This is a genomic window from Pararhodonellum marinum (genome assembly GCF_015354735.1).
Classification (GTDB): Bacteria; Bacteroidota; Bacteroidia; order Cytophagales; family Cyclobacteriaceae; genus Pararhodonellum; species Pararhodonellum marinum.
In genome coordinates this window covers 21,424-44,950 of sequence record NZ_JACEFJ010000008.1, presented here as the reverse complement: position 1 = coordinate 44,950, position 23,527 = coordinate 21,424, and the positions used below count along the sequence as shown (strand labels likewise).

16 protein-coding genes are annotated in these 23,527 nt (G+C 42.4%); 8 read left to right on the top strand and 8 right to left on the bottom strand.

What is annotated here, in order from left to right:
• Positions 1-4: 4 nt before the first annotated feature.
• Genes H1A14_RS14770 through nqrE form a run of 4 tightly spaced genes read left to right on the top strand, consistent with a single transcriptional unit; the run spans position 5 to position 3,304 of the window.
• On the top strand, positions 5-1,210 hold the full coding sequence (locus tag H1A14_RS14770; protein ID WP_194777052.1) for an NADH:ubiquinone reductase (Na(+)-transporting) subunit B: 1,206 nt from the start codon (positions 5-7) through the stop codon (positions 1,208-1,210).
• Positions 1,197-1,970, top strand: coding sequence for an NADH:ubiquinone reductase (Na(+)-transporting) subunit C (gene nqrC / locus H1A14_RS14765; protein WP_194777051.1), 774 nt, complete (start codon positions 1,197-1,199; stop codon positions 1,968-1,970). Before H1A14_RS14770 ends, nqrC begins: the two co-directional genes overlap by 14 nt.
• Before the next feature lie 25 nt (positions 1,971-1,995).
• A complete protein-coding gene (locus H1A14_RS14760) occupies positions 1,996-2,679 on the top strand; it encodes an NADH:ubiquinone reductase (Na(+)-transporting) subunit D (protein ID WP_194777050.1) in 684 nt (227 codons plus the stop codon).
• Positions 2,680-2,692: 13 nt separating this feature from the next.
• Complete coding sequence (gene nqrE, locus H1A14_RS14755) at positions 2,693-3,304, top strand: NADH:ubiquinone reductase (Na(+)-transporting) subunit E (RefSeq protein ID WP_194777049.1); 612 nt, start codon at positions 2,693-2,695, stop codon at positions 3,302-3,304.
• A gap of 63 nt (positions 3,305-3,367) precedes the next feature.
• Here nqrE and H1A14_RS14750 read toward each other — a convergent pair whose 3' ends face one another.
• The gene (locus H1A14_RS14750) at positions 3,368-4,264 is read right to left on the bottom strand and encodes a hypothetical protein (RefSeq protein WP_194777048.1); all 897 of its coding nucleotides are present in this window, start codon (positions 4,262-4,264) and stop codon (positions 3,368-3,370) included.
• Positions 4,265-4,660: 396 nt separating this feature from the next.
• Here H1A14_RS14750 and H1A14_RS14745 point away from each other — a divergent pair, with 396 nt between their 5' ends.
• The gene (locus H1A14_RS14745; RefSeq protein ID WP_194777047.1) at positions 4,661-5,239 is read left to right on the top strand and encodes a DUF502 domain-containing protein; all 579 of its coding nucleotides are present in this window, start codon (positions 4,661-4,663) and stop codon (positions 5,237-5,239) included.
• 60 nt (positions 5,240-5,299) lie between these two features.
• On the opposite strand, the gene trxA is transcribed toward H1A14_RS14745, so the two are convergent.
• The 4 genes from trxA to H1A14_RS14725 all read right to left on the bottom strand — a co-directional run bounded on the left by trxA (position 5,300) and on the right by H1A14_RS14725 (position 14,865).
• Positions 5,300-5,620: a thioredoxin gene (trxA, locus tag H1A14_RS14740; protein WP_194777046.1), complete on the bottom strand. Its 321-nt coding sequence runs from the start codon at positions 5,618-5,620 to the stop codon at positions 5,300-5,302.
• 183 nt (positions 5,621-5,803) lie between these two features.
• On the bottom strand, positions 5,804-10,093 hold the full coding sequence (gene dnaE, locus H1A14_RS14735) for a DNA polymerase III subunit alpha (RefSeq protein ID WP_194777045.1): 4,290 nt from the start codon (positions 10,091-10,093) through the stop codon (positions 5,804-5,806).
• Between the two features lie 156 nt (positions 10,094-10,249).
• A complete protein-coding gene (locus tag H1A14_RS14730; protein WP_194777044.1) occupies positions 10,250-11,770 on the bottom strand; it encodes a RagB/SusD family nutrient uptake outer membrane protein in 1,521 nt (506 codons plus the stop codon).
• Positions 11,771-11,793: 23 nt separating this feature from the next.
• Positions 11,794-14,865 (bottom strand): SusC/RagA family TonB-linked outer membrane protein, encoded by a 3,072-nt coding sequence (locus tag H1A14_RS14725; protein ID WP_194777043.1) that lies wholly within the window; start codon positions 14,863-14,865, stop codon positions 11,794-11,796.
• A gap of 317 nt (positions 14,866-15,182) precedes the next feature.
• Here H1A14_RS14725 and H1A14_RS14720 point away from each other — a divergent pair, with 317 nt between their 5' ends.
• Positions 15,183-18,734, top strand: a complete 3,552-nt coding sequence (locus H1A14_RS14720; RefSeq protein WP_194777042.1) for a VCBS repeat-containing protein — start codon at positions 15,183-15,185, stop codon at positions 18,732-18,734.
• The gene (locus H1A14_RS14715) at positions 18,721-19,869 is read left to right on the top strand and encodes a sialidase family protein (protein WP_228527794.1); all 1,149 of its coding nucleotides are present in this window, start codon (positions 18,721-18,723) and stop codon (positions 19,867-19,869) included. Before H1A14_RS14720 ends, H1A14_RS14715 begins: the two co-directional genes overlap by 14 nt.
• Positions 19,870-19,876: 7 nt before the next feature.
• Here H1A14_RS14715 and rsmG read toward each other — a convergent pair whose 3' ends face one another.
• From rsmG to H1A14_RS14700, 3 genes are read right to left on the bottom strand one after another with little or no spacing between them, the layout of a single operon-like run.
• Entirely contained in the window at positions 19,877-20,509 is a 633-nt protein-coding gene (gene rsmG / locus H1A14_RS14710) for a 16S rRNA (guanine(527)-N(7))-methyltransferase RsmG (protein ID WP_194777041.1), read from the bottom strand.
• A gap of 15 nt (positions 20,510-20,524) precedes the next feature.
• A complete protein-coding gene (locus H1A14_RS14705) occupies positions 20,525-21,136 on the bottom strand; it encodes an RNA polymerase sigma factor (RefSeq protein WP_194777040.1) in 612 nt (203 codons plus the stop codon).
• The gene (locus H1A14_RS14700; RefSeq protein ID WP_194777039.1) at positions 21,127-22,263 is read right to left on the bottom strand and encodes a glycosyltransferase; all 1,137 of its coding nucleotides are present in this window, start codon (positions 22,261-22,263) and stop codon (positions 21,127-21,129) included. Before H1A14_RS14700 ends, H1A14_RS14705 begins: the two co-directional genes overlap by 10 nt.
• 133 nt (positions 22,264-22,396) lie before the next feature.
• Between H1A14_RS14700 and tgt the strand changes: the two genes are divergently transcribed.
• Positions 22,397-23,527 (top strand): tRNA guanosine(34) transglycosylase Tgt, encoded by a 1,131-nt coding sequence (tgt, locus tag H1A14_RS14695; protein ID WP_194777038.1) that lies wholly within the window; start codon positions 22,397-22,399, stop codon positions 23,525-23,527.

Here is a 23,527-nt window from a genome sequence, read left to right as displayed (position 1 = left end):
AGATATGAAGTTTCTACGCGATCTGTTGGACAAACAGAAACCACTTTTCCAAAAAGGTGGAAAATTAGAAAACCTATACTATCTGTATGAAGCAGGGGAGACCTTTATGTTTTCTCCCAACCATACCAATGGTATCAAAGGTGCTCAGGTAAAGGATGCCATCGATCTGAAAAGGATGATGATTACTGTAGTTGTAGCCATGATTCCTTGCTTGTTGTTTGGTATTTACAACACAGGCCACATGCATTTTCTTGCAGTGGGGGAAGCAGCCACATTTGGAGACAAGTTTCTTTTGGGGTTACAATTGGTTTTACCTATCGTCATTGTGTCTTATGCCGCAGGTGGCTTGGTAGAAGTAGTATTTGCTGTCATCAGAAAACATCCAGTAAATGAAGGTTTTTTGGTAACCGGAATGTTGATTCCTTTAGTGATTCCAGCTACCATTCCTCTTTGGCAGGTGGCCATAGCGACAATTTTCGCGGTTGTGATTGCAAAGGAAGTGTTTGGAGGTACTGGGATGAATATTTTAAACGTCGCCATGACAGCCAGAGCATTCCTTTATTTTGCCTACCCAGCCCAGATTTCAGGAGACCAGGTTTGGACCTATATTGGAGATAAAACGCCTATCGACGGATTTTCAGGGGCCACAGCCCTTGCGGTCGCTTACAATGCCGGAGTGGAAGGAGAGCAGTCAGTTACTGCTGCGCTGGCTTCCCACAATACTGCCTTGTCAGATAATTTATTCAGCTTTGCCAATATGTTTTTCGGATTTATTCCAGGATCCATAGGAGAAACCTCTACCTTGATGGCCTTGATCGGTGCAGCAATTCTCATCGGTACTGGTGTGGCAAGTTGGAAAATCATAGTCAGTGGTTTTGCCGGAGTTTATCTTATGGGAGCACTCTTGAACTTACTGGCTGTCAATAACTTCATGGCCATGGCTCCTGAATACCATTGGGTTATGGGAGGAGTGGCTTTCGGAATTGTATTTATGGCGACAGATCCAGTGTCGGCCTCTCAAACCGAAACCGGTAAATGGATATATGGCATTCTCATTGGTGTGCTGACCGTGATCATTCGAGTCACCAATCCAGCCTATCCGGAAGGCATAATGCTAGCGGTATTGTTTATGAATGTATTCGCACCGCTAATTGATTACTATGTAGTAAAAGCAAATAAAAAAAGGAGGTTACAACGTGCAACAGTCTAATGCTTACGTAATCACATTCTCTGTGATATTGACAGTCGTATTGGGTTTATTGTTATCAGGTACAGCAGAATTGCTTGGACCTATTCAAAAGAAAGCCCAGGAGTTGGATACTAAAAAGCAGATTTTGGGGGCCGTGATGGATGGAGATGAACTTGGGGCCATGAAACCCGAAGAAGTTTTGGAATATTACGACAAAACCATCTCCTCGAAGGTAGTCAATATCGATGGAGAGGAAATTGAAAATGACCGGGATGGCAATCCTTTGGTGGCAGAAAACGTAAACGTCGCCAGAAACTATAAAATGAAACCTGAGGATAGATTTTATCCCGTATTTATGTACCACGAAATGGGTAATGAGGAAAACATCAAATCCTTCATTCTACCCGTACATGGCTTTGGCCTATGGGATGAAATATGGGGTTTTCTTGCACTTCAAACAGACCTTAATACCATTGAAGGGGTTACATTTTCTCATAAGGGAGAAACCCCTGGCCTTGGAGCGAGGATAACCGCTTCTTCTGTCCAAAACAGGTTTGAAGGTAAAATGATCTTCGATGAAGAGGGCAATCTCCAGGCTGTGGAAATGCAAAAAGGTGAAGGTAGAGATTATTCAGGAGAGCCTCACAAAGTAGATGGTCTTTCCGGTGCCACCATCACCGCAAACGGAGTAAATAAAATGTTGAAAAATTATCTGAGTCACTATCAGGCTTATTTGGATAAGAAGAAGTCCGGTGAAGATGCCCCAGTGGCCTTAAATTAAAATTGACTGTCTCAAAAACAAAGATATGAGTACTGAAACTGCAGAAAAAGCAATAGATAAAAAACCAGCCGAAGCCCTTCTTTCGAAAAGAAGAAAAAAACTAGTCACAGATCCTTTGGTAGATGACAACCCCATTACCATTCAGGTACTTGGAATTTGTTCCGCCTTGGCAGTGACCACACAGATGCAGCCTACATTAGTGATGGCCATTTCAGTTATTTTTGTTTTGGTTATGGGTAACCTGACCATCTCTCTGATGAGGAACATCATCCCCACACGGGTAAGGATTATCGTTCAACTTGCCGTAGTTGCCACATTGGTAACTTTGGTCAATGAGGTGTTGAAAGCCTTTGCCTTTGACATGTATAAAGAACTTTCTGTGTTTATCGGATTGATCATCACCAATTGTATCATCATGGGTAGGTTAGAAGCTTTTGCCTTAGGAAATAAGCCTTATGATTCTATTCTTGATGGATTTGGAAGCGCTTTGGGTTATTCTTGGATCATTCTGGCCGTGGCTTTCTTTAGAGAATTATGGGGATCGGGTACGGTTTTTGGCATTCCGGTCTTCGACACGATCTCAGGTCTTTTCGGAGAGGATTTCTCTTTGGCCACCAATGGGCTTATGGTCTCTCCTGTAGGAGCTTTCATCATCCTGGGATTGATCATTTGGGTACAGCGTACCAAAACAGGATATGTAGAACACTAAATATTGAGAAAAAATGGAATTAGTTAGTTTAGCAATAAGATCAATTTTCATTGAAAATATGGTGTTCGCCTACTTTCTTGGGATGTGTTCCTTTTTGGCGGTGTCAAAGAAAGTATCCACGGCCTTGGGTTTGGGTGCAGCTGTAATCTTCGTATTGACTGTAACCGTACCAGTCAATTGGCTTTTAAATGAATTTGTTTTGAAAGAAGGAGCATTGGGCTTTCTGGGCGAAACTTTCGCCTCAGTAGATCTTTCCTTCCTCAGATTCATCATGTTCATCGCTGTGATTGCAGCTATGGTCCAGCTGGTGGAAATGGTGGTTGAGAAATTTGCACCTGCACTCTACGGTTCCCTTGGAATTTTTCTTCCTCTTATCGCAGTTAACTGTGCTATTTTAGGAGGATCTTTGTTTATGGCAGGTAGAGATTATACACTGGCTGAAGGAGCAGTTTATGGATTTGGGTCAGGAGTTGGTTTTTTCCTTGCTATCGTGGCTTTGGCAGCCATCAGGGAAAAGCTCAAGTATTCTAACGTACCAAATGGCCTAAAAGGACTTGGCATCACCATGTTGTTGACAGGATTGATGGGATTGGCATTTATGTCCTTTATGGGAATAGACCTTTAAAAAAAATAGAAGACAAAAAAAGGAAGTTCCAAAGGCTTCCTTTTTTTGTGTCAAATTTTTTCTTCAGCTTTCCTGCTCATCGATATAATCTTCCAATTCTTGTCTTAGTTTCAAGAGGTCTTGCAAAATCAATTCAGTGTAGGATGCCAACTGTTCTAACATGGAAGCGCGGTTTCTAAGCTGCTGCGAAGTATAGTTCCCTCCTGAAGAAAGGTAGAGTGATTTATTTTCTCGGATGTTATATTCTTCCCATGAATCCATCAACAAGACTTTTATGGATCTGTCTGTAAAATCCGGCGACCTGTTGTCTAAATAATACCAGATGTTGACTGGAACGTAATCAGACCATTCCTCTCCTTCAAAAATCTCATTGAGGATATTCACTGGGTGCTCAACTTCGGCAATATAGGTGATGGATCGGCCTCTGAGATTGAGAAATATCTGAGTAAGCGATGCACCCACACCCAATAATTGTCTTACGGTATTGCCATTTATGGCCCAAATAATGATGGCGGCACTAGCGATATTGGCTGAAGCATCGATCAGGATTCCCGTTACCGTATTTTTACTTGATGCATCTGATTCAAGTCTTTCCATAAACCAGGCCAGCTGTTCCATTTTATCTTCTTCGCATCTAATTGCGGAGGTGAAAGAAAAAACTTCCAGTTCAGCTAAAGTGATGTTGTTTATGATTTTTTGGTAAGTTCGGAACTGGGAAAAATCATTGAATTTATCCTCCTTGAACAGTTTAGTGATTGGATCAATCTGACCGATGGTATTGGCCACAAGGAGTGACTCTTTGGAGAAGGCATCCAGAAGTGTTTCGTCGTAATCTTCAGGTTCAAATGTGGAGGCCTTGCTTGTTTCATGCGAAATTACATATTCATAACAGCTTTTATGCAATTCACTTATTTCTTTATCTATTAATTTGGTGGTTTTACAACCTACCAAAGTGGTCATAGCAAATAAAAAACAAAAAGTGATTTTAATTGAATAGAAGTTAAAAATTGGCTTAACATCAAATTTTTTCAATGGGACGAGGTTATTTTGATTGAATTGACAAGTTTTTAAATGGAACAATTTGTAAATTTTGATGTAAAACCTTTAAATAGAGAGAATTTGACACTTCATTTAACACAATGTCAAATACCATTGAATTGATTTCTTAGCCCAAATAAGGCATGATCTTCGGCAAGTAAAGTTCCATCCTAAAAATAAACAATTTGATTGAATTATTTAAATAAAAACTAGAATTATATTAACAGCATATATTTTGGCAGCCAATTTGAAGCTTTAAAAACAAGCAGATTGAAATTAATTTCAGACTAAAAATTTAAACAAAAACCAGCACCTTTTATGGCTTTCACTTACAGACGCTTTATCAAATATTTCTTCAGGGGTCTACTTTTTGTCGTTCCCTTGGCATTAACTATTTATGTGATTGTGTTGATTCTCAACTTTCTGGATGGTCTATTGCCTATTCCTATTCCAGGATTGGGGATTTTGATCATCATAGCGTTCATCATCTTTATTGGATACTTAGCGGGATTATTCATCACCAGGCCGCTGTTTGAAGAATTTGAACGATGGGTTTTTAAAATCCCTTTGGTCAATATCTTATATACCAGTGTCAAAGACTTAATGAGCGCATTTGTGGGAGATAAAAAGAAGTTCAATGTGCCTGTGGTGGTCAAACTTTCTGAAAACATATCCAGATTGGGCTTTATTACTCAAGATGACCTTTCGGTACTGGAATCGAATCTCGCGGCGGTTTATTTCCCCCACAGCTACAATTTTTCAGGTAATCTATTCTTGGTTCCTAAAGAAAACATTCAGGTTTTAAAAAATGTCAAAAGCGCTGACATCATGAAATTCATTGTTTCTGGTGGAGTTTCGAACCTGTCCCCTCTAGAACAAAATGATCAGGTCATATAAGTAAAAAAACCTTTCAGAATCAGATTCTGAAAGGTTTCCTCTTTTTTGGCCTTAATGAATTTATAATTGTGCCTCGAGCTTTTGAGCCAGCACAGCCTTCGGAACTGCTCCCACTTGTTTATCTACGATTTCACCTCCTTTAAAGAACAATAGCGTAGGGATACTTCTGATCCCAAACTGTTGGGCCACACTGGGGTTGGCATCTACATCTACCTTGCCGATAACTGCTTTTCCTTCATAATCCCCTGCCAATTCTTCTACAACAGGTCCGATCATTTTACAAGGTCCGCACCATTCAGCCCAAAAATCAACCAGAATCGGTTGTTCGGATTTCATGATTTCCTCAAAGTTGGTGTCTGTAATTTCAATTGCTTTAGCCATTTCTATGCGATTAGTTGATTGCTTTATTTTTCAAATATACTTCTTAATTACTTTGTGGTCCAATAAGTTCCTAGTCAGTAATTATTTTATCAAGGTAGGAACAAATTTGTAGGGTTTGAAAATGGGAACAAGTCTAGGATAAACATACTTTTTGGATTGATTGCTTTTCCTCCCAATATTCCATCATATGATTTTGTATACTACCTCAGGAATCTGTTCAAGTTCTTTGATCATTTCATTGGAAGGATCGATGGCGTATTTTGTAGACATGAGGTCGAGGGTGATGTTTTCTTTGTTGTCGATCACATTGATAAATAATTTGGCCTCCCCTTTGTACTTTTGGGTGATTTTTTCAAGCTTTTCCATGATTTCCAAACTCAGGTCATCCAAGTCAATGTTAACGCGGATGCCCTTGACCATTTTGCCTCGCACCTCACTGAGCAACATCACGTTGTTGATCTTAAATTCAAACTCATTTTCTTTCCATTTGTTGGGGTGAACACTACCGGTGATATAGAGAAACCATCCTGTCATGAAATATTCCTTGAAACGGACATAATCTTCACCAAAAAGGAAGAAAGTGTGCCCTCCATGGTAATCTTCCATGGTAAGGGTACCAAAAGGTTTCCCGGTTTTGGTGGTCCTGTGTGCAAAGGATGTTACAATGCCGGCCGCTTTGATGTTTTCTCTTTTCTGGCGAAGGCCTTCAATGTTTGCGAAAGCGGTGAGGGGTGTATTGGTAAAGGCATCAAACTCTACCCTAAACTGATCAAGAGGATGTCCTGAAATGTATAAGCCAACCACTTCTTTCTCTATATTGAGTTGCTGCAACTGGCTGAAGGGCTCCATGGATGGAATGCTTGGCAAGGGTACTTCCATCCCATTACCCCCACCAAAAAGGCTTACTTGAGCACTGTCGGCTTCCTGCTGTACCTTGGCCGCATATTTCACTGCCTTTTCCAACAAAGTTACGTCCCCTTCAGGAGCTTCCAGATATTGTCTTCTGTGATGCTGCGGAAAACAGTCAAATCCTCCAGCCATGGCCAGCGCTTCCAAAGTCTTTTTGTTCAATGCCCTTGAATTGACCCTTTTGGTGAAGTCAAAGATGTTGGCATAGGTTCCGCTTTTTTCTCTTTCTTCGATGATGCTGTCTACCGCCGCATTTCCAGCCCCCTTGATCGCGGCCAATCCGAACCTGACCTGGCCTTCTTTGTTGACTGTAAACCCATTTTTCGACTCATTGACATCTGGACCCAATACCGCTATCCCCATCCGCTTACACTCTTCCATAAAGAAAGTGACCTGTGTGATGTCATTCATGTTGTTGCTCAGCACAGAAGCCATGTATTCTGCTGGATAGTGGGCCTTGAGGTAAGCAGTCTGATAAGCAATCCATGCATAGCAGGTAGAATGGGATTTGTTGAAAGCATAGGAGGCAAAAGCCTCCCAATCCTTCCAGATCTTTTCCAGCTTTTTAGCATCATGTCCTTTTGCAGAAGCTTGTTCGATGAATTTGGGTTTCATTTTATCCAACACATCTTTCTGCTTTTTACCCATGGCCTTTCTTAGGACGTCTGCCTCACCTTTGGTAAAGCCGGCCAATTTTTGGGACAAGAGCATGACCTGTTCCTGGTAGACGGTAATCCCATAAGTTTCTTCCAGGTATTCTTTCATGTCTTCCAGATCATAGCTGATCGGTTCCATGCCATGCTTACGTCTGATAAAGCTGGGAATGTATTCCAATGGGCCAGGCCGGTAAAGGGCATTCATCGCAATCAGGTCAGCAAAAACAGTCGGCTTAAGTTCCCGCATGTATTTTTGCATGCCTGCAGATTCATATTGAAAGATGCCTACGGTCTCGCCTTTCTGAAACAACTCGTACGTTTTTTCATCTTCTATGGGGAAATTTTCCGGATCCAACTCAATGCCATGCCGCTCTTTGACAATTTTGACGGCATCTTTGATCAGGGTAAGTGTTTTGAGACCCAAAAAGTCCATTTTCAACAATCCTGCACTTTCCACCACGGAATTGTCAAACTGGGTGCAGAACATTTCGGAGTCTTTGGCCAATGCCACGGGGACAAAGTTGGTAATGTCGTTGGGGGTGATGATTACCCCACAGGCATGGATCCCCACATTCCTTACCGATCCTTCCAATACTTTGGCCTGGTTGATGGTTTTGGCCATCTCATCATGATTTTTCGAAAGTCGGATCAACTCTTCCGCTTTCTGAATGTTCTCGGCGTTGTTTTTGAGTTTTATACCCAGTTTCACCTTGTCCCCTGCCAGTTCAAAAAGCGCTTTTAATTTGATGTCGGGCACCAATTTGGCCAATCTATCTGCCTCGGAAAGGGGCAAGTTCAGCACTCTTGCCGTATCTCTGATCGCGGATTTGGCGGCCATGGTGCCATACGTGATGATTTGGGCCACTTGACTGGAACCATATTTTTGGATGACATAATCGATTACTTTTTGCCGTCCTTCATCATCAAAGTCAATGTCGATATCGGGTAGTGATACCCGGTCAGGATTCAGAAATCTCTCAAATAGGAGGTCGTAAGCAATGGGATCTACATTTGTGATCCCTGTGCAATACGCGACGGCCGAACCTGCGGCGGAACCTCGTCCAGGACCTACGGCTACCCCCATTTTTCTGGCCTCACCCGTAAAATCCTGCACAATCAAAAAGTAACCCGGATAGCCTGTCCGCTCTATGGTGCTTAATTCAAAATCAAGTCTTTCTTTTATTTCTTCCGTGATTTCTCCATACCTTTTTTTGGCACCTTCATATGTCAAATGTCGGAGATAGGCATTTTCGCCGCGCTTACCACCATCCAAAGCATCTTCGGGATCAGTAAATTCATCAGGGATTTCGAATTTTGGCAAGAGTACTTCTCTAGCCAGCTTATAGGTTTCAATTTTGTCTACAATTTCATCTGTACAGAAAATGGCTTCTGGAAGATCAGCAAAAAGCTGCTTCATTTCATCGGGGCTCTTGAAGTAAAATTCATCATTCGGAAATCCATATCGGAACTCCCTGCCTCTTTTGCCGATGTACTTTTTTGGCTTTTCTACCAGTTCCCCGTCTTTTACACACAATAAGATATCATGTGCTTTTGCGTCGGTCTTTTGGTTATAATAGGTGTTGTTTGCAGCGAAATACTTTACGCCATGTTTGTGGGCAAGTTGGAGCAGGACTTCATTGACTTTTTCCTCCTCCGGAATACCATGCCGGTTGAGCTCCACATAGAAGTCCTCACCAAACTGTTCTTTCCACCACAAAAAGGCTTCCTCTGCCTGTGTCTCTCCTACATTTAAGATCAAGAAAGGGATTTCTCCCCAGAGGCCCCCGGTAGTGGCAATGAGGTCACCCTTGTATTCCTGCAACAATTGACGGTCGATCCGGGGAACATAATAAAACCCTTGGGTATTTGCGTAGGAGGCAAGTTTGGCCAAGTTATGGTAACCTCCTTTGTTTTTGGCTAGAAGGACAGTTTGAAAGCCGTCATCTTTACTGGATTTATTGTATCGGTCTTTACAAATGTTGAATTCACAGCCGACTATGGGCTTGATGTCGTGCATCAAAGCTTCTTTGACAAAATGGAAGGCCCCCATCATGTTGCCGTGGTCAGTCATGGCGATGGCAGGCATTTTAAATTCCTTTGCTTTTTGGATCAGAGCTGGGATTTCTGACGTGGCTTGAAGCACTGAATACTGGGTGTGGACATGAAGGTGAGCAAAGGGGGTGTCCTTTAAGTCAGTAATATCAGCCTTGCCTGCGGCATCCAAGACTTCCTTGGCAGCTGCTTTTTGATCATCCTTGGCGTAGACAAAATTGGCAGTGTCGAGTTTTGGGGCTTCATATATGACCTCTTCGGATTTCAAACCTTTTTCCGGAGCAATCACTTTTTGTGTAATCAAGCCGAAGAAACACTTTGCAGTGGCATCGACATCATAGGCTGCATCATGTGCATCACCAAAGCCATTTCCAAATAATTTTTTATGGAGTTCGGTAAGGGTCGGCCATTTGAATTTTCCTCCCTTACCACCTGGAATCGCACAATAGTCGGTAGAAAGGTCCTTGGTGTCCAATTGCTTTTTTTCAGTAAGCAACAAAGGCAGGGATTTCCTCAAAAATTCTGCGCCGGTGACATTGATGTCAAAGCCTACATTGTGGCCAACCAGGTATTTGGCTTTGGTTAGGTCTGTCTGAAAGGCATCAAGTACTTTTTTTAGGTCTTGGCCTTCCTTTAATGCCCTTTCAGTAGAAATACCGTGAACCTTTTCAGCATTGTAAGGAATGTTGAAACCTTCCGGTTTGATGATGAAATTATGGTTGGAAAGCAGTTTTCCCCTTTCGTCATGAAGTTGCCAAGCCAACTGAACCAGTCTGGGCCAGTTTTCAAGGTCATGTATGGGCGCATTGTAATCACGGGGAAGTCCGGTAGTTTCGGTATCAAAAATTAAATACATAGGGCTTTTTTAACTTTCTGGAAATTAAAAATAAGCCTATTATTTGGGATCTGCTAAGGGATTTAAACAGGAATTTCTTTGTGGAAAAATAAAATATGGACAAAAAAAAACAGCCGTTGTATAAACGGCTGTTTTTCAATAAATAAACCCTAATTATTAAAAACCATCGTTTTGATCCGCAGAGGTCAAAGCTGAGTTGTTATCAATTTCTTCCTGTGGTAAAGGCAAGCGATCGTATCTATTATTCCAGTTGTTGATGGGTTCGTTGGCCAATTGTCCCATTCTTCTCCATCTTCTGATATCACGGTTCCTGATTTGCTCTCCACCAAATTCCACTCTTCTTTCATGTTGAATGGCTCTTAACATCTGATCTGCTGTACCCGTAGGATATTGTGCAGTAGGGTAAGGAGGCATGTCTACATCTGCTCGGGCACGTACCTGATTGATGAAAGGCAAGGCAGCAGCAGGACCTGACAGCGCATTTTCTACTTCCGCCATCATCAACAACACATCCGCGTACCTGATGACTCTGAAGTTGATACCGGAGTTGGTATTTTCAGCGTTTCTGGCATAGATCATTTGGTACTTTCTCCAACTGGGCCTGGTGGCATCACCTTGAATCAAATCCGCAGTGAGGACACTTGCACCAGCATTAAAGGTATCTCCCACTCTGTAAAAGCTGTATCGGCCTCGCGGATCATCTTTGGCAGCACCACCCGCTACTGTTTCAAATTCTGCGACTAGCGAAGTACTTGGGATGATATTTCTCCATGCGGTAGGACCATATTCCTGACCTCTGAAAGTAACTTCTGCTATACCAGAGCCATCACCATTCCAACCACCAGCATTACCAAAATCCTCAGAAAACTGAACTTCCCAAACCGATTCCGAATTGTTTTCATTTTCAAGTTCGAAGTTATCCAGATACCGGGGAACGAGGCTATATTGGCCCGAAGATATGATACTTTGTAAGAATGGCCTAGCAGCAGCATATTCACCTCTGAACAAATGCGCTTTGGCAGCCAAAGCCTGTGCAGCTCCTATAGAGGCTCTTCCCACATTTGCACCGGTAAGTGCACTTTTCAATGGTAAGTTAGCGATGGCAAAATTTAAATCGCTGAAGATGACTTGGTAAACTTCATCCTCGGACACCCTTGGGCTTCCATCAGGCGAGGTGGCAACTTCCATTCTCAAAGGAAGAGGTCCCCATAAACTTACCAGTTCAAAATTGGCTAGAGCCCTGAGGAAATGAGCTTCTCCAAGCATTCTGTTTCTTTCTGCATCAGTAATCTCATCTACCGCATTTTCGGCATTTTCAATCACCAAATTGGCTCTATGAACTATTCTGAACCAACCTCTCCAATTAGCTGAGACCAAAGGGTTAGAGGCGTCGAATACATGGTTTAAAACCTGTGCCCTCGGTGCTTCCAATTGAGGACCACCTGTGGCGCAATCATCAGATAGCAAATCCTGTAGGAAGAAATACTCTCTGTTGTACAAATTGTTGGCCTGTAGGCCTGCATAAATTGAATTCACCGCAGCTTCCAGTTGCGGACCAGTCCTGTAAAAGGTTTCTACGCCAAGCTGATTTGGATTTACGGGGTTTAACTTTTCCTCGTCACAGGAAACAAAACCTACCAAAATCAACAGCAAGGTTAAAATGGATTTTGATTTCATATTCTATATATATTTAATGGTAATTAAAATGTAATTTGAACACCTCCTATAAAGGTTCTTGCGGCAGGAAACTGCCCATAATCTATACCGGTACCCAAAGAGGCATTTACACCGGTTCTAACTGCTATCTCAGGATCATAACCAGTATATCCGGTAAATGTTAGCAAATTTTGGCCTGTAAAGTAAATTCTTATGTTGGATATGGTTCCATTGCTCCAGCTGTTTAACCATGTTCTGGGCATGTTGTAACCCAACGAAAGAATTTTTAACCTCAGGAATGAGCCATCTTCCACAAACCTGGAACTTGCCCTTGCATTTCTGTTTGGATCTCCTGATACTGCCCTAGGTACATCAGTATTAGTATTGGTAGGGGTCCAACGGTCCAGAACCACGGTACTTGCACCGAACAAACGGGTCATTCCTTCTGTGTGGAAGCGGAGATTATTGAAAATCTCGTTGCCCTGAACACCTTGCCAAAACATCGTCAGATCAAAGTTTTTGTAATTGGCAGTGAAATTCAACCCATAAGTGAAGTCAGGCAAGTAGTGACCTAGAAAGGTTCTATCCGCATCAGTTATTGCTCCATCTCCATTTTGGTCCACGAATCGAAGATCGCCTGGTGCGGCATTGGCTTGATTGATTTCATCTCCTTGTTGGAAAATGCCATCCACTTCCCAGCCATAAAAGTATGCGATAGGTCTTCCTTCTTCAGTGAACGTTAAAGCATCACCCTGAAAACCAGGTCCAAAAATAGTGTTACCTATCCCAAGTGAAAGTAATTCATTATTTACAAATCCAATATTGCCGTCTACAGACCAAGTGAAATCACCTGTATATTTTCTATAGCCAAGAGCAAGCTCTACTCCAGTGTTTTGAACAGTTCCAACGTTAGCTATTGGCGCACCATCGAATCCCAATGAAGGGGGTATGGGAACACCCAATATCATGCCTTCCGTTCTGTTATCAAACCATTCTGCAGAAAGGTTGAACCTGTCATTGAATAGACCCAAATCCAAACCAATGTTTGTCATTTTGGTGGTTTCCCAGCGTATATTCTGATTTGCTAGATTAGAAATGGTACTACCTCCTTCCAGCGTTCCATCGAAATTATAAAAGAAGTTACTGTTGATTGTGGCTTGATAAGCATAATCTCCAAAACCGTCATTACCTACTTCACCATAGCTACCTCTAAGTTTCAAATCACTCACTGCTGTCAAAGGTTTCATGAAACCTTCCTCACTGATTCTCCAACCTACGGATACGGAAGGGAAGGTTCCCCATTTATTGGCTGGACCGAATCTGGAACCGCCATCTCGCCTTACTGCAGCGCTAATGAGGTATTTTTGGTCATAATCATAGTTGATACGGCCAATGTAGGAGATGAGTGCCCTTTCGGTCTTACTTCCTGAAGTTACCTGATTTTGCACACCTTGAAGCGTTCTAACGTCATTGGTGAGGAAATTCTGTCCAGATCCAGACAAATTTGTAAAGGTAAATGTCTGTTGTTCAATTACACCCAATACATCAAGGTTGTGTTTTCCAAAACTTTTGGAATAGGATAATTGATTACTGATCAAAGGCGATACGAATGTGCTTCTGTTTTGAGCGATGGAAGCGAAAGGTTGGAAATTGAAATCACCGGCATCGAATCTAGGAGTATATTGGTCATTTGTATTGATTCCAACATCCAATCCAACCAAAAATTTGTATTTGAATCCCTCAAACAAATCCACATCCACGTAAGCAGTACCTAGGATTTTGAAGTCTTGATTTCTATTGGTCCTTAACTCAGCGTTCAATACTGGGTTTTCAGGATCAGAACCGTCCTCTGTATCAGGGGCCCTAAAACCTCCCAATCGACTGGCATCCCTTACAGGAATGTACGGCACAGATTTCACAATATGTTCCAATTGGCTTCTTCCACCTGAAAATGGCTCAACGTTTTGGTCAGAATAAGCAATGGTCAGTGTTTGGCCAATTTTTACTCGGTTATGAACCCTCCATTCTGTGTTGCTTCTGATTGAAACCCTTTCAAAATCTGTCCCTCTCATGATACCTTCCTGAGCAAAGTATCCCGCAGAGAAATTATAAAGTACATTTTCTGTTCCTCCGGAAATCTGCACATTGTGATCTTGGATAGGAGCGGTTCGGAACATCTCTCCCTGCCAATCGGTATCCACATTGGCAAACTCTCCCAAATTATCAAATCTTTGAGGAGCAGGTTGACCACCGTTGGCAAGCAGGTCTCTACCAAAGTCCAAATATTGGTTCCTGTTTAAAAGATCAAGTTGTCTCCATGCGGTTTGGGTACCATAATAAGACTCTACAGTAACTACAGGTTTTCCAACTTGCCCTTTTTTGGTAGTGACAAGAATGACCCCATTGGCTGCCCTAGATCCATAAATGGCAGAAGCAGAAGCATCTTTCAATACTTCAATGGACTCAATATCTGCAGGGTTGATTTGATTCAAACCACCCGCAGGAACCCCATCAATCACATACAATGGATCATTATTTCCTACTGTACCAACGCCTCTGATACGAACTATCGGGTTGGTACCTGGAGCTCCTGCATTGGTAACCTGTACCCCTGCAGCACGTCCCTGTATGGCAGAGGCCAAGTTGGGCACAGGCATCGCCCTGATGTCCTCTGAGCTTACTGAGGAGATCGCACTGGTTATTTTGGCCCTTTCTTGGGTACCGTAACCAACTACCAAGACTTCAGATAATGCTGCCATATCCGGTGCCATGGTAATATTGAGCGTGGTATTATTGCCCACTCGCACTTCTTGCATCGTAAAACCGATCGAGGTGAATACCAAAACGGCATCACCTGAAGGCACTTCAATGGAGTAATTTCCATCAATATCAGTTGCTGTTCCCGTACCTGTTCCTTTGATAAGAATGTTGACACCGGGTAAAGTTTCTCCACCTTCGGAGGAACTCACTGTACCTCTCACCACAAAAGGCTGTGTACCAGCCTGGGCGAAAACTTGTTGCATGGGCATCATCAGTCCTGCCAGGACCAAAAACACCATGATTTTCAGGGAATTTGTAAGCTTCCTGAAGTCATCTGGGTAAATTGTTTTAATCATAGATTAAGGTTTAAAGGTTAATTTTGAATGTGTTAAGGTTTACATGGATAATTGAATCTAATTTTTGTATACCGTATACAAAGTAAATGATATCTTTGCGAAAAGCAAAATATTTTTATCTCTTTACGGATCGCCCAATAAATAAAGGAACTAGATTGAATTAGCTTATGCAATCGGTTTCAATTTAGTAATTTTACATATATTATCGATATATCTACAAAAATAAATTGTCATAAATACACAAAAAAAACCATCAAGACCTGATCTAGGCCGATATTGTAATAATAATTGGTTTTATTGCCTGTAAAATTTTGTAAATGATGACTAACTCTTCTGTAAACAAACTCTTAATTTCCGTAACTATTTGTTTGGTGGTGGCTTGTCAGCCAAAATCGGCTTCAGATTTCCGATTCAAATTATTATCCCCGAACCTAACAGATGTTTTTTTCAACAATGAAATCAAAATTACCGATGAATTCAATGTGCTGAGTTTTGACTATATCTACAATGGGGGAGGAGTTGCCATTGGAGATTTTAATGGAGATGGCTTGCCAGATCTATTTTTTACGGGCAATATGGTCTCATGTGCCCTTTACCTGAATGAAGGAGATTTGAAATTCAAAGAGGCTACTTCAGAAGCTGGACTAATAACCAGTTCTTGGGCAGAAGGAGTGACCTTGGTGGACATCAATCAGGATGGTTTACTGGACATTTATGTTTCAGTTTCGAATAGGGATGATGCTAATCCTAACCCCAATCTACTATTTGTCAACCAGGGAAACGATGAAAACGGCGTTCCCAAATTTTTGGAAAAAGCCGCGGCCTACGGTATTGATGACAGAGGCTACAATACACAGGCCGCCTTTTTTGATTATGACGGAGATGGTTATCTTGACTTGTACGTGCTTTCCAATGCCCTCGAAAGTTTCCAGAGAAATACATCTAGGCCTCGTGAAAAGACAGGTAAGGGAAAAAGCAATGACAAATTGTACAGAAACAACGGTGACGGTACTTTTTCCAATGTGACCCGGGAGGCGGGCATTTTGACAGAAGGATACGGATTGGGTTTGGCCATTACGGATATCAACAAAGACGGATGGCCTGATATCTATGTCGCCAATGATTTCATCACCAATGACTTACTCTATATCAACAATGGAGATGGAACCTTCAGCAATGAAATCTCCAAAAGACTCGACCACCAGAGCTTCAATGCGATGGGAGTAGATGTAACCGATTTCAATAATGATGGATGGTCGGATGTAATCGTGCTTGACATGTTCCCACCAGACAATTTAAGGCAAAAAACCATGTTTGCGCCCACTGAAAATTACGACCTCTACACAGCAAATCTGGAAAGAGGATACGAGCCCCAATATGTCAGAAATACTTTGCAGCTCAATAGGGGAGATGGGTACTTTAGCGAGATTGGGTTTTTGGCCAATGTCTTTGAAACTGATTGGAGTTGGGCACCTCTTTTTGCCGATTTGGACAATGATGGCTTCAGAGATTTATTTGTCAGCAATGGTTACGGAAAAGACATCACGGATTTGGATTACATCAATTTTTCCCAAAATTTGGGCCCTTTCAGCACTCCTGAAAATAGAAGGGCCCTGCTTTTGGAAGGTATTGCACCCTTAAAAGAAGTTAAATTGCCCAATTATGTCTTCAAAAACAACCGGGATTTTACTTTTGAGGATGTCAGTGAACTATGGGGAATCCGAGAGGCTTCCATCTCTAATGGGGTTGCGTATGCAGATTTGGATTTGGATGGGGACCTGGATCTGGTAATCAATAACCTGAACCAGGAGGCATTCATTTACCAAAACATGACCATGGAAGGCCTGACTCCAGATCGGAAAGCCAATTATGTAAAGTTCATTTTGAAAGGAGAAGCCCCCAACAAACAAGGGCTAGGTGCCAAATTGACCTTAACGTACATGGATCAAGGAAATCCCGTCATGCAGTACTATGAGCATTTCCCTACCCGAGGATACAAATCCTACGTGGATGAGACCATACATTTTGGTTTGGGAGAGGTGGATACCATTGATCGATTGGACATCCTATGGCCAGGAGGTGAATTACAGCGGTTTGAAAATCTACCGGTAAATTCCCTCCATACCCTACTTTTTGACTTAAACAAAACCAACCATCGAGATTCATCAAACATTATTTTAAAACATCAATTTGAAGAAGTCTCTGACCAAAGAGGGATTGCTCACCGACACCTTCAGCATACGTATAAAGATTTTAATCGCCAAAGATTGCTTCCTCACAAACACTCAGAAAACGGTCCGGGATTAGCAGTGGGGGATATCAATGGAGATGGCAGGGAAGATTTTGTTGTTGGTGGAAATGTGGGTTATCCGGCACAGGTCTTTATCCAAGATGGTCGCGGAAACTTTAAGGCTCAAAATCTAAGCGAAGCGTATGATTCTGATGATATGGGACTCCTTTTATTTGATATTGAGGGAGACGGAGATTTAGACTTGTATGTAGTGAGTGGGGGAAGCAGGTTTCAGGAAGGTGATGAACATTACCAGGACAGGATATACCTTAATGACGGCAAGGGCAACTTTGCAATGGCTTCCGATATTCTTCCCGAATTGAATTTCAGTGGAAGCGTTGTGACAGCTGCGGATTTTGATGGAGATGGAAACGTGGAGTTGTTCATTGGCGGAAGGGTCAGGCCAGGTCAATATCCGCTCTCTCCCAGATCCGCTATCCTAAAGTCTAAAGAAGGCAAGCTCATGGATGTTACTGAGGAAGTTTGTCCTGATTTGGCTGATCTAGGGATGGTCACAGCTGCACTTTGGACAGATTTTGACCAAGACGGAAGGGTGGATTTGATCGTTGTTGGAGAATGGATGCCCGTCAGGTTTTTCAAGAATGAGCTTTTGGATAATGGCCATTCAAGACTGGTTGATGTGTCGGATACCATGGCCCCTCAAAATTCTTCAGGATGGTGGAACAGTATTTTGCAAGCCGGATTTGATGAAAACGAGAAGCCGATCTATATTTTAGGCAACCTGGGCTTAAATGTTCGGTGGAAAGCCACTCCCGAAGAACCTTTAAGTATCTATGCCAAAGATTTTGATGGAAATGGCAGCGTAGATCCTATCATGTTTCAATATTTGAAGGGAGAAAAACACGCCGTCCCGGGCAGGGATGCTTTGGTCAGTCAGATTCCATCCTGGAAAAACAGATTTCTTATCTATTCTGATTATGCAAAAGTAGGTTTCGATGGTTTTTTTCGGCCCGAAGATCAGGAAGGAATGGAATCGCTTCATGCTGACTATTTCGAAAGTGCAACGATGACCTTAGGAGATGATGGGAAATTTTCTTTGCGAGCACTCCCTATGCAAGCCCAATTCGCACCTATATATGGGATGCTGCATAACCAAGACCGACAGACTTTCTTGATTGGTAATTTCTTTGGCAATGAAACCATTACCGGCAGATATGACGCTTTTAGAGGCCTGCAATTGGTCATGGAAGAATCCAAACGCCCAAAAGTGGTGGAGGCAAGTGAAAGTGGTTTTGAGGTTTCAGGTCAGGGAAGAGGCCTTGCTGAAATTCTATTGGCAGATGGCCAAAAAGCGATGTTGGTGGCCCAGCAAGCGGACAGCCTCAAGCTTTTTGTGTCCAAAGACCAAACCATGGTTTTACGGTTTCTTCAACCTCAATCCAATATCCAGAAAGCCATCATTCAACTCCAAAATGGAAAAAGCAGGATCCATGAATTCCATCACGGAAGCGGCTACCTTAGCCAGTCTTCCAGAGCTTTGGCGGTGTCGGAGGATTTTATGAAGGTGACATTTGTGGATTATTCCGGAAGAATGGAAGTTGTCTATGAGAAAAAATAAAGGCATTCAAAACTCGCTGACTTGCACAGGACCTGATTTTAATCAAAGTACCTGCCTATGGTTGCTCTATGTGCCATTTCTGTGTTTCCTGGTCATACCGGTGGCAGCACAAACCAACCAAGACGATGAGCAAGAAATGAGCCTTGAAGTCATTTATCATGAAGCCCTGTTTATCGAAAGTAAAGCCTTCGCCCAATGCCATGCCTCTAGCTTGATAATGCTTGAAGATGGAACTTATATGGTTGCATGGTTTGCCGGTAGCCACGAAAAGCATGATGATGTTGGGATCTGGTATAGCCAAGGCAAACCTGGTGAATGGTCATCACCAAAGATGCTGGTCAAAGTCAAAGATGAACCCCACTGGAACCCTGTCTTGTTTATGGCTGGTTCCGGTCAATTGCTTTTGTTTTTCAAGGTGGGAAAGGAAATCGATGATTGGCACACATGGGTGCAGCATTCCACCGACCAAGGACAAACATGGTCTTCTCCCAAAGCGCTGATTGATGGGGGTATTGGGGGTAGAGGTCCGGTAAGAAACCACATATTGGTCACTTCAGAAGGAGCTTGGCTGGCACCTGCCTCGGTAGAAAAAAACAGGGTCTGGAATGCCTTTGTTGACATCAGTAATGATGAGGGATTGACTTGGCAGAAAACGGATACCCTGACTCTTGACAGAAAAATCATTACAGGGGAAGGCGTAATTCAGCCCGCTCTTTGGGAATCAAGCCCGGGAAATGTCCACATGCTTTTGCGCACCTCTGCCGGCAAAATAGGCAGAAGTGATTCTTACGATGGTGGCAAATCCTGGTCCCCAGTCAGTTTGATTGATCTCCCCAATAACAACAGCGGGATTGACCTCGCTTACCTGGGTCAAAATAGGGTGGCCTTGGCCTATAATCCTGTTGGAGAAAATTGGGGTAAGCGTCATCCTCTGCATTTGGCCATATCATTTGACAATGGTCAATCCTGGCCATTTATTCATGTCATCGAAAAAGGGATTGGCGAGGATGAATTTTCTTATCCATCTCTGATCTATAAAAATGGCATATTGACTTTGACTTATACGAGGAACAGGAAAAATATCACATTTTGGAAAGCTAGGGTCATCGACCTTTTGGAAATTGGTGAAAATTAAAGGGGGCTTAGCGCTTGCCTTCCCAAGGTACATAGACTACCTTTTTGGTCTTAAAATACTCCTCTTCGAAATAATCCTCCAAATGATAACTTACATAAGCAATGGGTAGGGCTTCCATTTCTTCATCGATATCCCCTCCCTTCAGTAAGAACATTCCATTGAGAAATTCATTGAAATCCTCTTTACGAAATTTCCCCTTTACCCAAGGATAAAAATTCTCAAATCGGGTCACGGCCCTGCTGATCACAAAATCATACTTTCTGACCAACTGTTCGGCCCTTACCTGTTGGGCTTCCACATTGCTTAGTTTAAGTTGTTTGGCCACATCTTTGACCACCGTTATTTTTTTACCGATGGAATCCACCAAATGAAAATGGGTATCGGGAAAAAGTATGGCTAGGGGTATTCCAGGAAATCCACCTCCCGTTCCAATGTCCAGCACTTTGCTGCCTGGTTGAAAGGACATCACCTTAGCGATTCCCAAGGCGTGAAGAACGTGATGTTCATAGAAGCTATCTATGTCTTTTCTACTGATGACATTGATTTTCTCATTCCAGTCCTGATAAAGTGGCTTAAGCCTAGCAAACTTCACTTGCTGTTCTTCAGTAAGCTCAGGAAAATATTTAAGAATGATCTCCATGGAAGTGGCCAAAAATCATATATGTTTGTTTTTCCCTTCTGCGATTTCATAAAGCAATTCCCTGGAGCGGTGCAATTGGGCTTTTACAGTACCCAAAGGTTTGTCCAGTTCCTGGGCAATTTCATCATATGAAAGCTCATCAAAATAGCGTAGTTTTACTAGTTTACGGTATTTGGCTGGAAGCTTATCCACAAAAATTCTGACCATCTCAATGCGTTGCGAACGGATGTATTCGTCTTGGGGGTTGTTGTCGTCATCTTCCACATCAATGTTGACCGAATTGCCTCCATCATCAGTAAGCGTGGTGTTGAGGCTCATGGTTTTGAGTTTTTTCTTTCTGATAAAATCGATGGTGTTGTTGGTGGCAATCCTAAACAGCCAGGTACTGAAAGTATAATCTTTTTTGAATTTGTGTAGGTTTTTAAAGGCCTTGGCAAAGGCCTCCATGGTCAAATCTTCCGCATCATCCGCATCACGGATCATCTTGAGAATCATAAAATAAACGGCCTTTTTATACCGTTTCATCAAGGTTGCATAAGCCTGTTGGTCTTGATCTTTAACCGCTTGGTCTATCAGGTCAAAATCCTCCAATGCCTTATCTGAAAACCCTCTGCTATTTACTTCCATCTAACTTTTTTTGAAAGGTAACTCTGTGTACCTATGATCCAAAAATAGAACAAATACATGAATTCGAAAAACATCACTCCGATCACATGGGTTTCCCCTTCCAACCGACGTTGTGCTCCTCTAAACACCCATTCCTGAATCAAAGTCCTAATGCCTATAATACCCAAGATCAAGGCAATTGGTTCCCAGGAACGTTGGGATATAAGCAATAATAACGCCGAAAACCAAAAAATCAACTGGGAAAAGGCATAAAGCCCAATTTTCAGTTTGTCGGCATACCGATAAAATTTTCCGACAGAGAAATGACGGAGTTTTTGTTTACGGTGGGCCTTGAAACTTTGCATGGGTTTGGATAGGGTGATGCTTTCCGGGTGGATAACGACCGCAGTATTATTTTTATTGGCATGGCGGTTGATAAACAAGTCATCGTCACCCCCTTCAATGTGCCACAGGTTTTTGAAGGCTTTTTCTTCCATAAAAAAGCTTTTCCGATAAGAGAGGTTTCTGCCTACTCCCATGTACGGAAAACCCCAAAGCCCAAAAGAAATATATTGCAGCGCAGTGAAAAGCGTGTCAAATTGGATGATTTTGTTGAGCATCCCCTTACTTTTTTCATATCCTCCAAAACCAATGGAGAAAGTTTTTCCTCCCTTTCTCACCGGATCAGTGATCATCTGAATCCACTGCTGGGAAACAGGGATACAATCTGCATCAGTGAGCAAGATTACATCATATTTTGCTACCTTGATCCCTAAGGTAAGGGCATATTTTTTGGCGGTCACATGTCTTGGAAGGTATTGAATAGTTACTGACCTTAGTTTGGGATAGGTTTTCATCAGGTTATCCAGAAAAAACTTGGTCCCGTCCGTGGACCTGTCATTGACAATCAGAATCTCGAATTTTGGATAATCCTGCTCAAAAAGCAAAGGAATAAGTTTTTCCAGATTTTTCTTTTCATTTCTGGCTGCGATGATGATGCTTACGCCTTCATCATCCAGAAGCGGTGAGGTAGCCTTAGCGGCAGCTGGCCTAAAAAACAGACCCAATCTCCCATAAATGAACAATAAATAAATCAACTGAATACCTGTCATTGCAAAAAACAGGATCCAGAGAATTTTGATGGTCATAGTTATTGTGTTACCCGGCAAAGATAAAATCAAAATCAGCAACTCTTTTAAAGATAAGCTTATATTTTTGTGGATTATTCTTAATGCCTGAAAAGTTTTGGGTCAGGCGTACGCATGCATATGAATAGTACCTATGAAATTTGAACTGGAGAAGGTAGATCCTCAAAGTAAAGCCCGGACGGGTACGGTAACGACCGAACATGGGAAAATCGAGACGCCGATCTTTATGCCTGTGGGTACTGCTGGTTCAGTGAAAGCTGTCCATCAAAAAGAATTGTCTGAAGATATAAAAGCCCAGATTATTTTGGGAAATACCTATCATCTTTATCTCAGGCCCGGATTAGGTATTTTAGAAAAAGGGGGCGGTTTACATGGATTTATGGGATGGGAAAAGCCTATCTTAACCGATAGTGGGGGGTATCAGGTTTTTTCCTTAGCCGGAACTCGGAAAATCAATGAAAAGGGAGTCACTTTCAAATCGCACATTGATGGATCCAAACATGACTTTACCCCTGAAAATGTTATGGATATTCAAAGGACGATCGGGGCCGACATCATCATGGCATTTGATGAATGCACACCCTATCCCTGCGAAATGGACTATGCCAAAAAATCAATGGAGATGACTCATCGTTGGTTGAAAAGGTGCATCAGTCATTTTGACCAAACCGAAGGAAAATACGGGTACAGCCAAACCTTATTTCCTATCGTACAAGGGAGTGTTTTTCCTGAATTGAGAAAACAGTCAGCGGAATTCATTGCTTCCTGTGATAGGGAAGGCAATGCCATAGGGGGGCTTTCGGTAGGTGAGCCTGCTGAAATGATGTACGAAATGACTGATATGGTCACCAATATTCTCCCTCAAGACAAACCCCGCTACCTTATGGGGGTAGGTACCCCAGCCAATATCTTAGAGTGTATTGCCCTTGGCATTGATATGTTTGATTGTGTCATGCCCACCCGGAATGCCAGAAACGGCATGCTTTTTACCAGCGAAGGCATCATCAACATCCGGAATGAGAAGTGGAAGGATGATTTTAGTCCGTTGGATTCAGGGATAGACGCCTATGTAAGTAATTTCTATTCAAAGGCCTACCTCAGACATTTGGTCATCAGCAAAGAAATGTTGGGTGCACAGATAGCCAGTATCCACAACCTCAGTTTTTACCTTTGGCTGGTAGGTCAGGCAAGGCAACATATCCAAAGGGGTGATTTTTCCGTTTGGAAAGACAGCATGGTAAAAAAAGTAAGCACAAGACGCTGA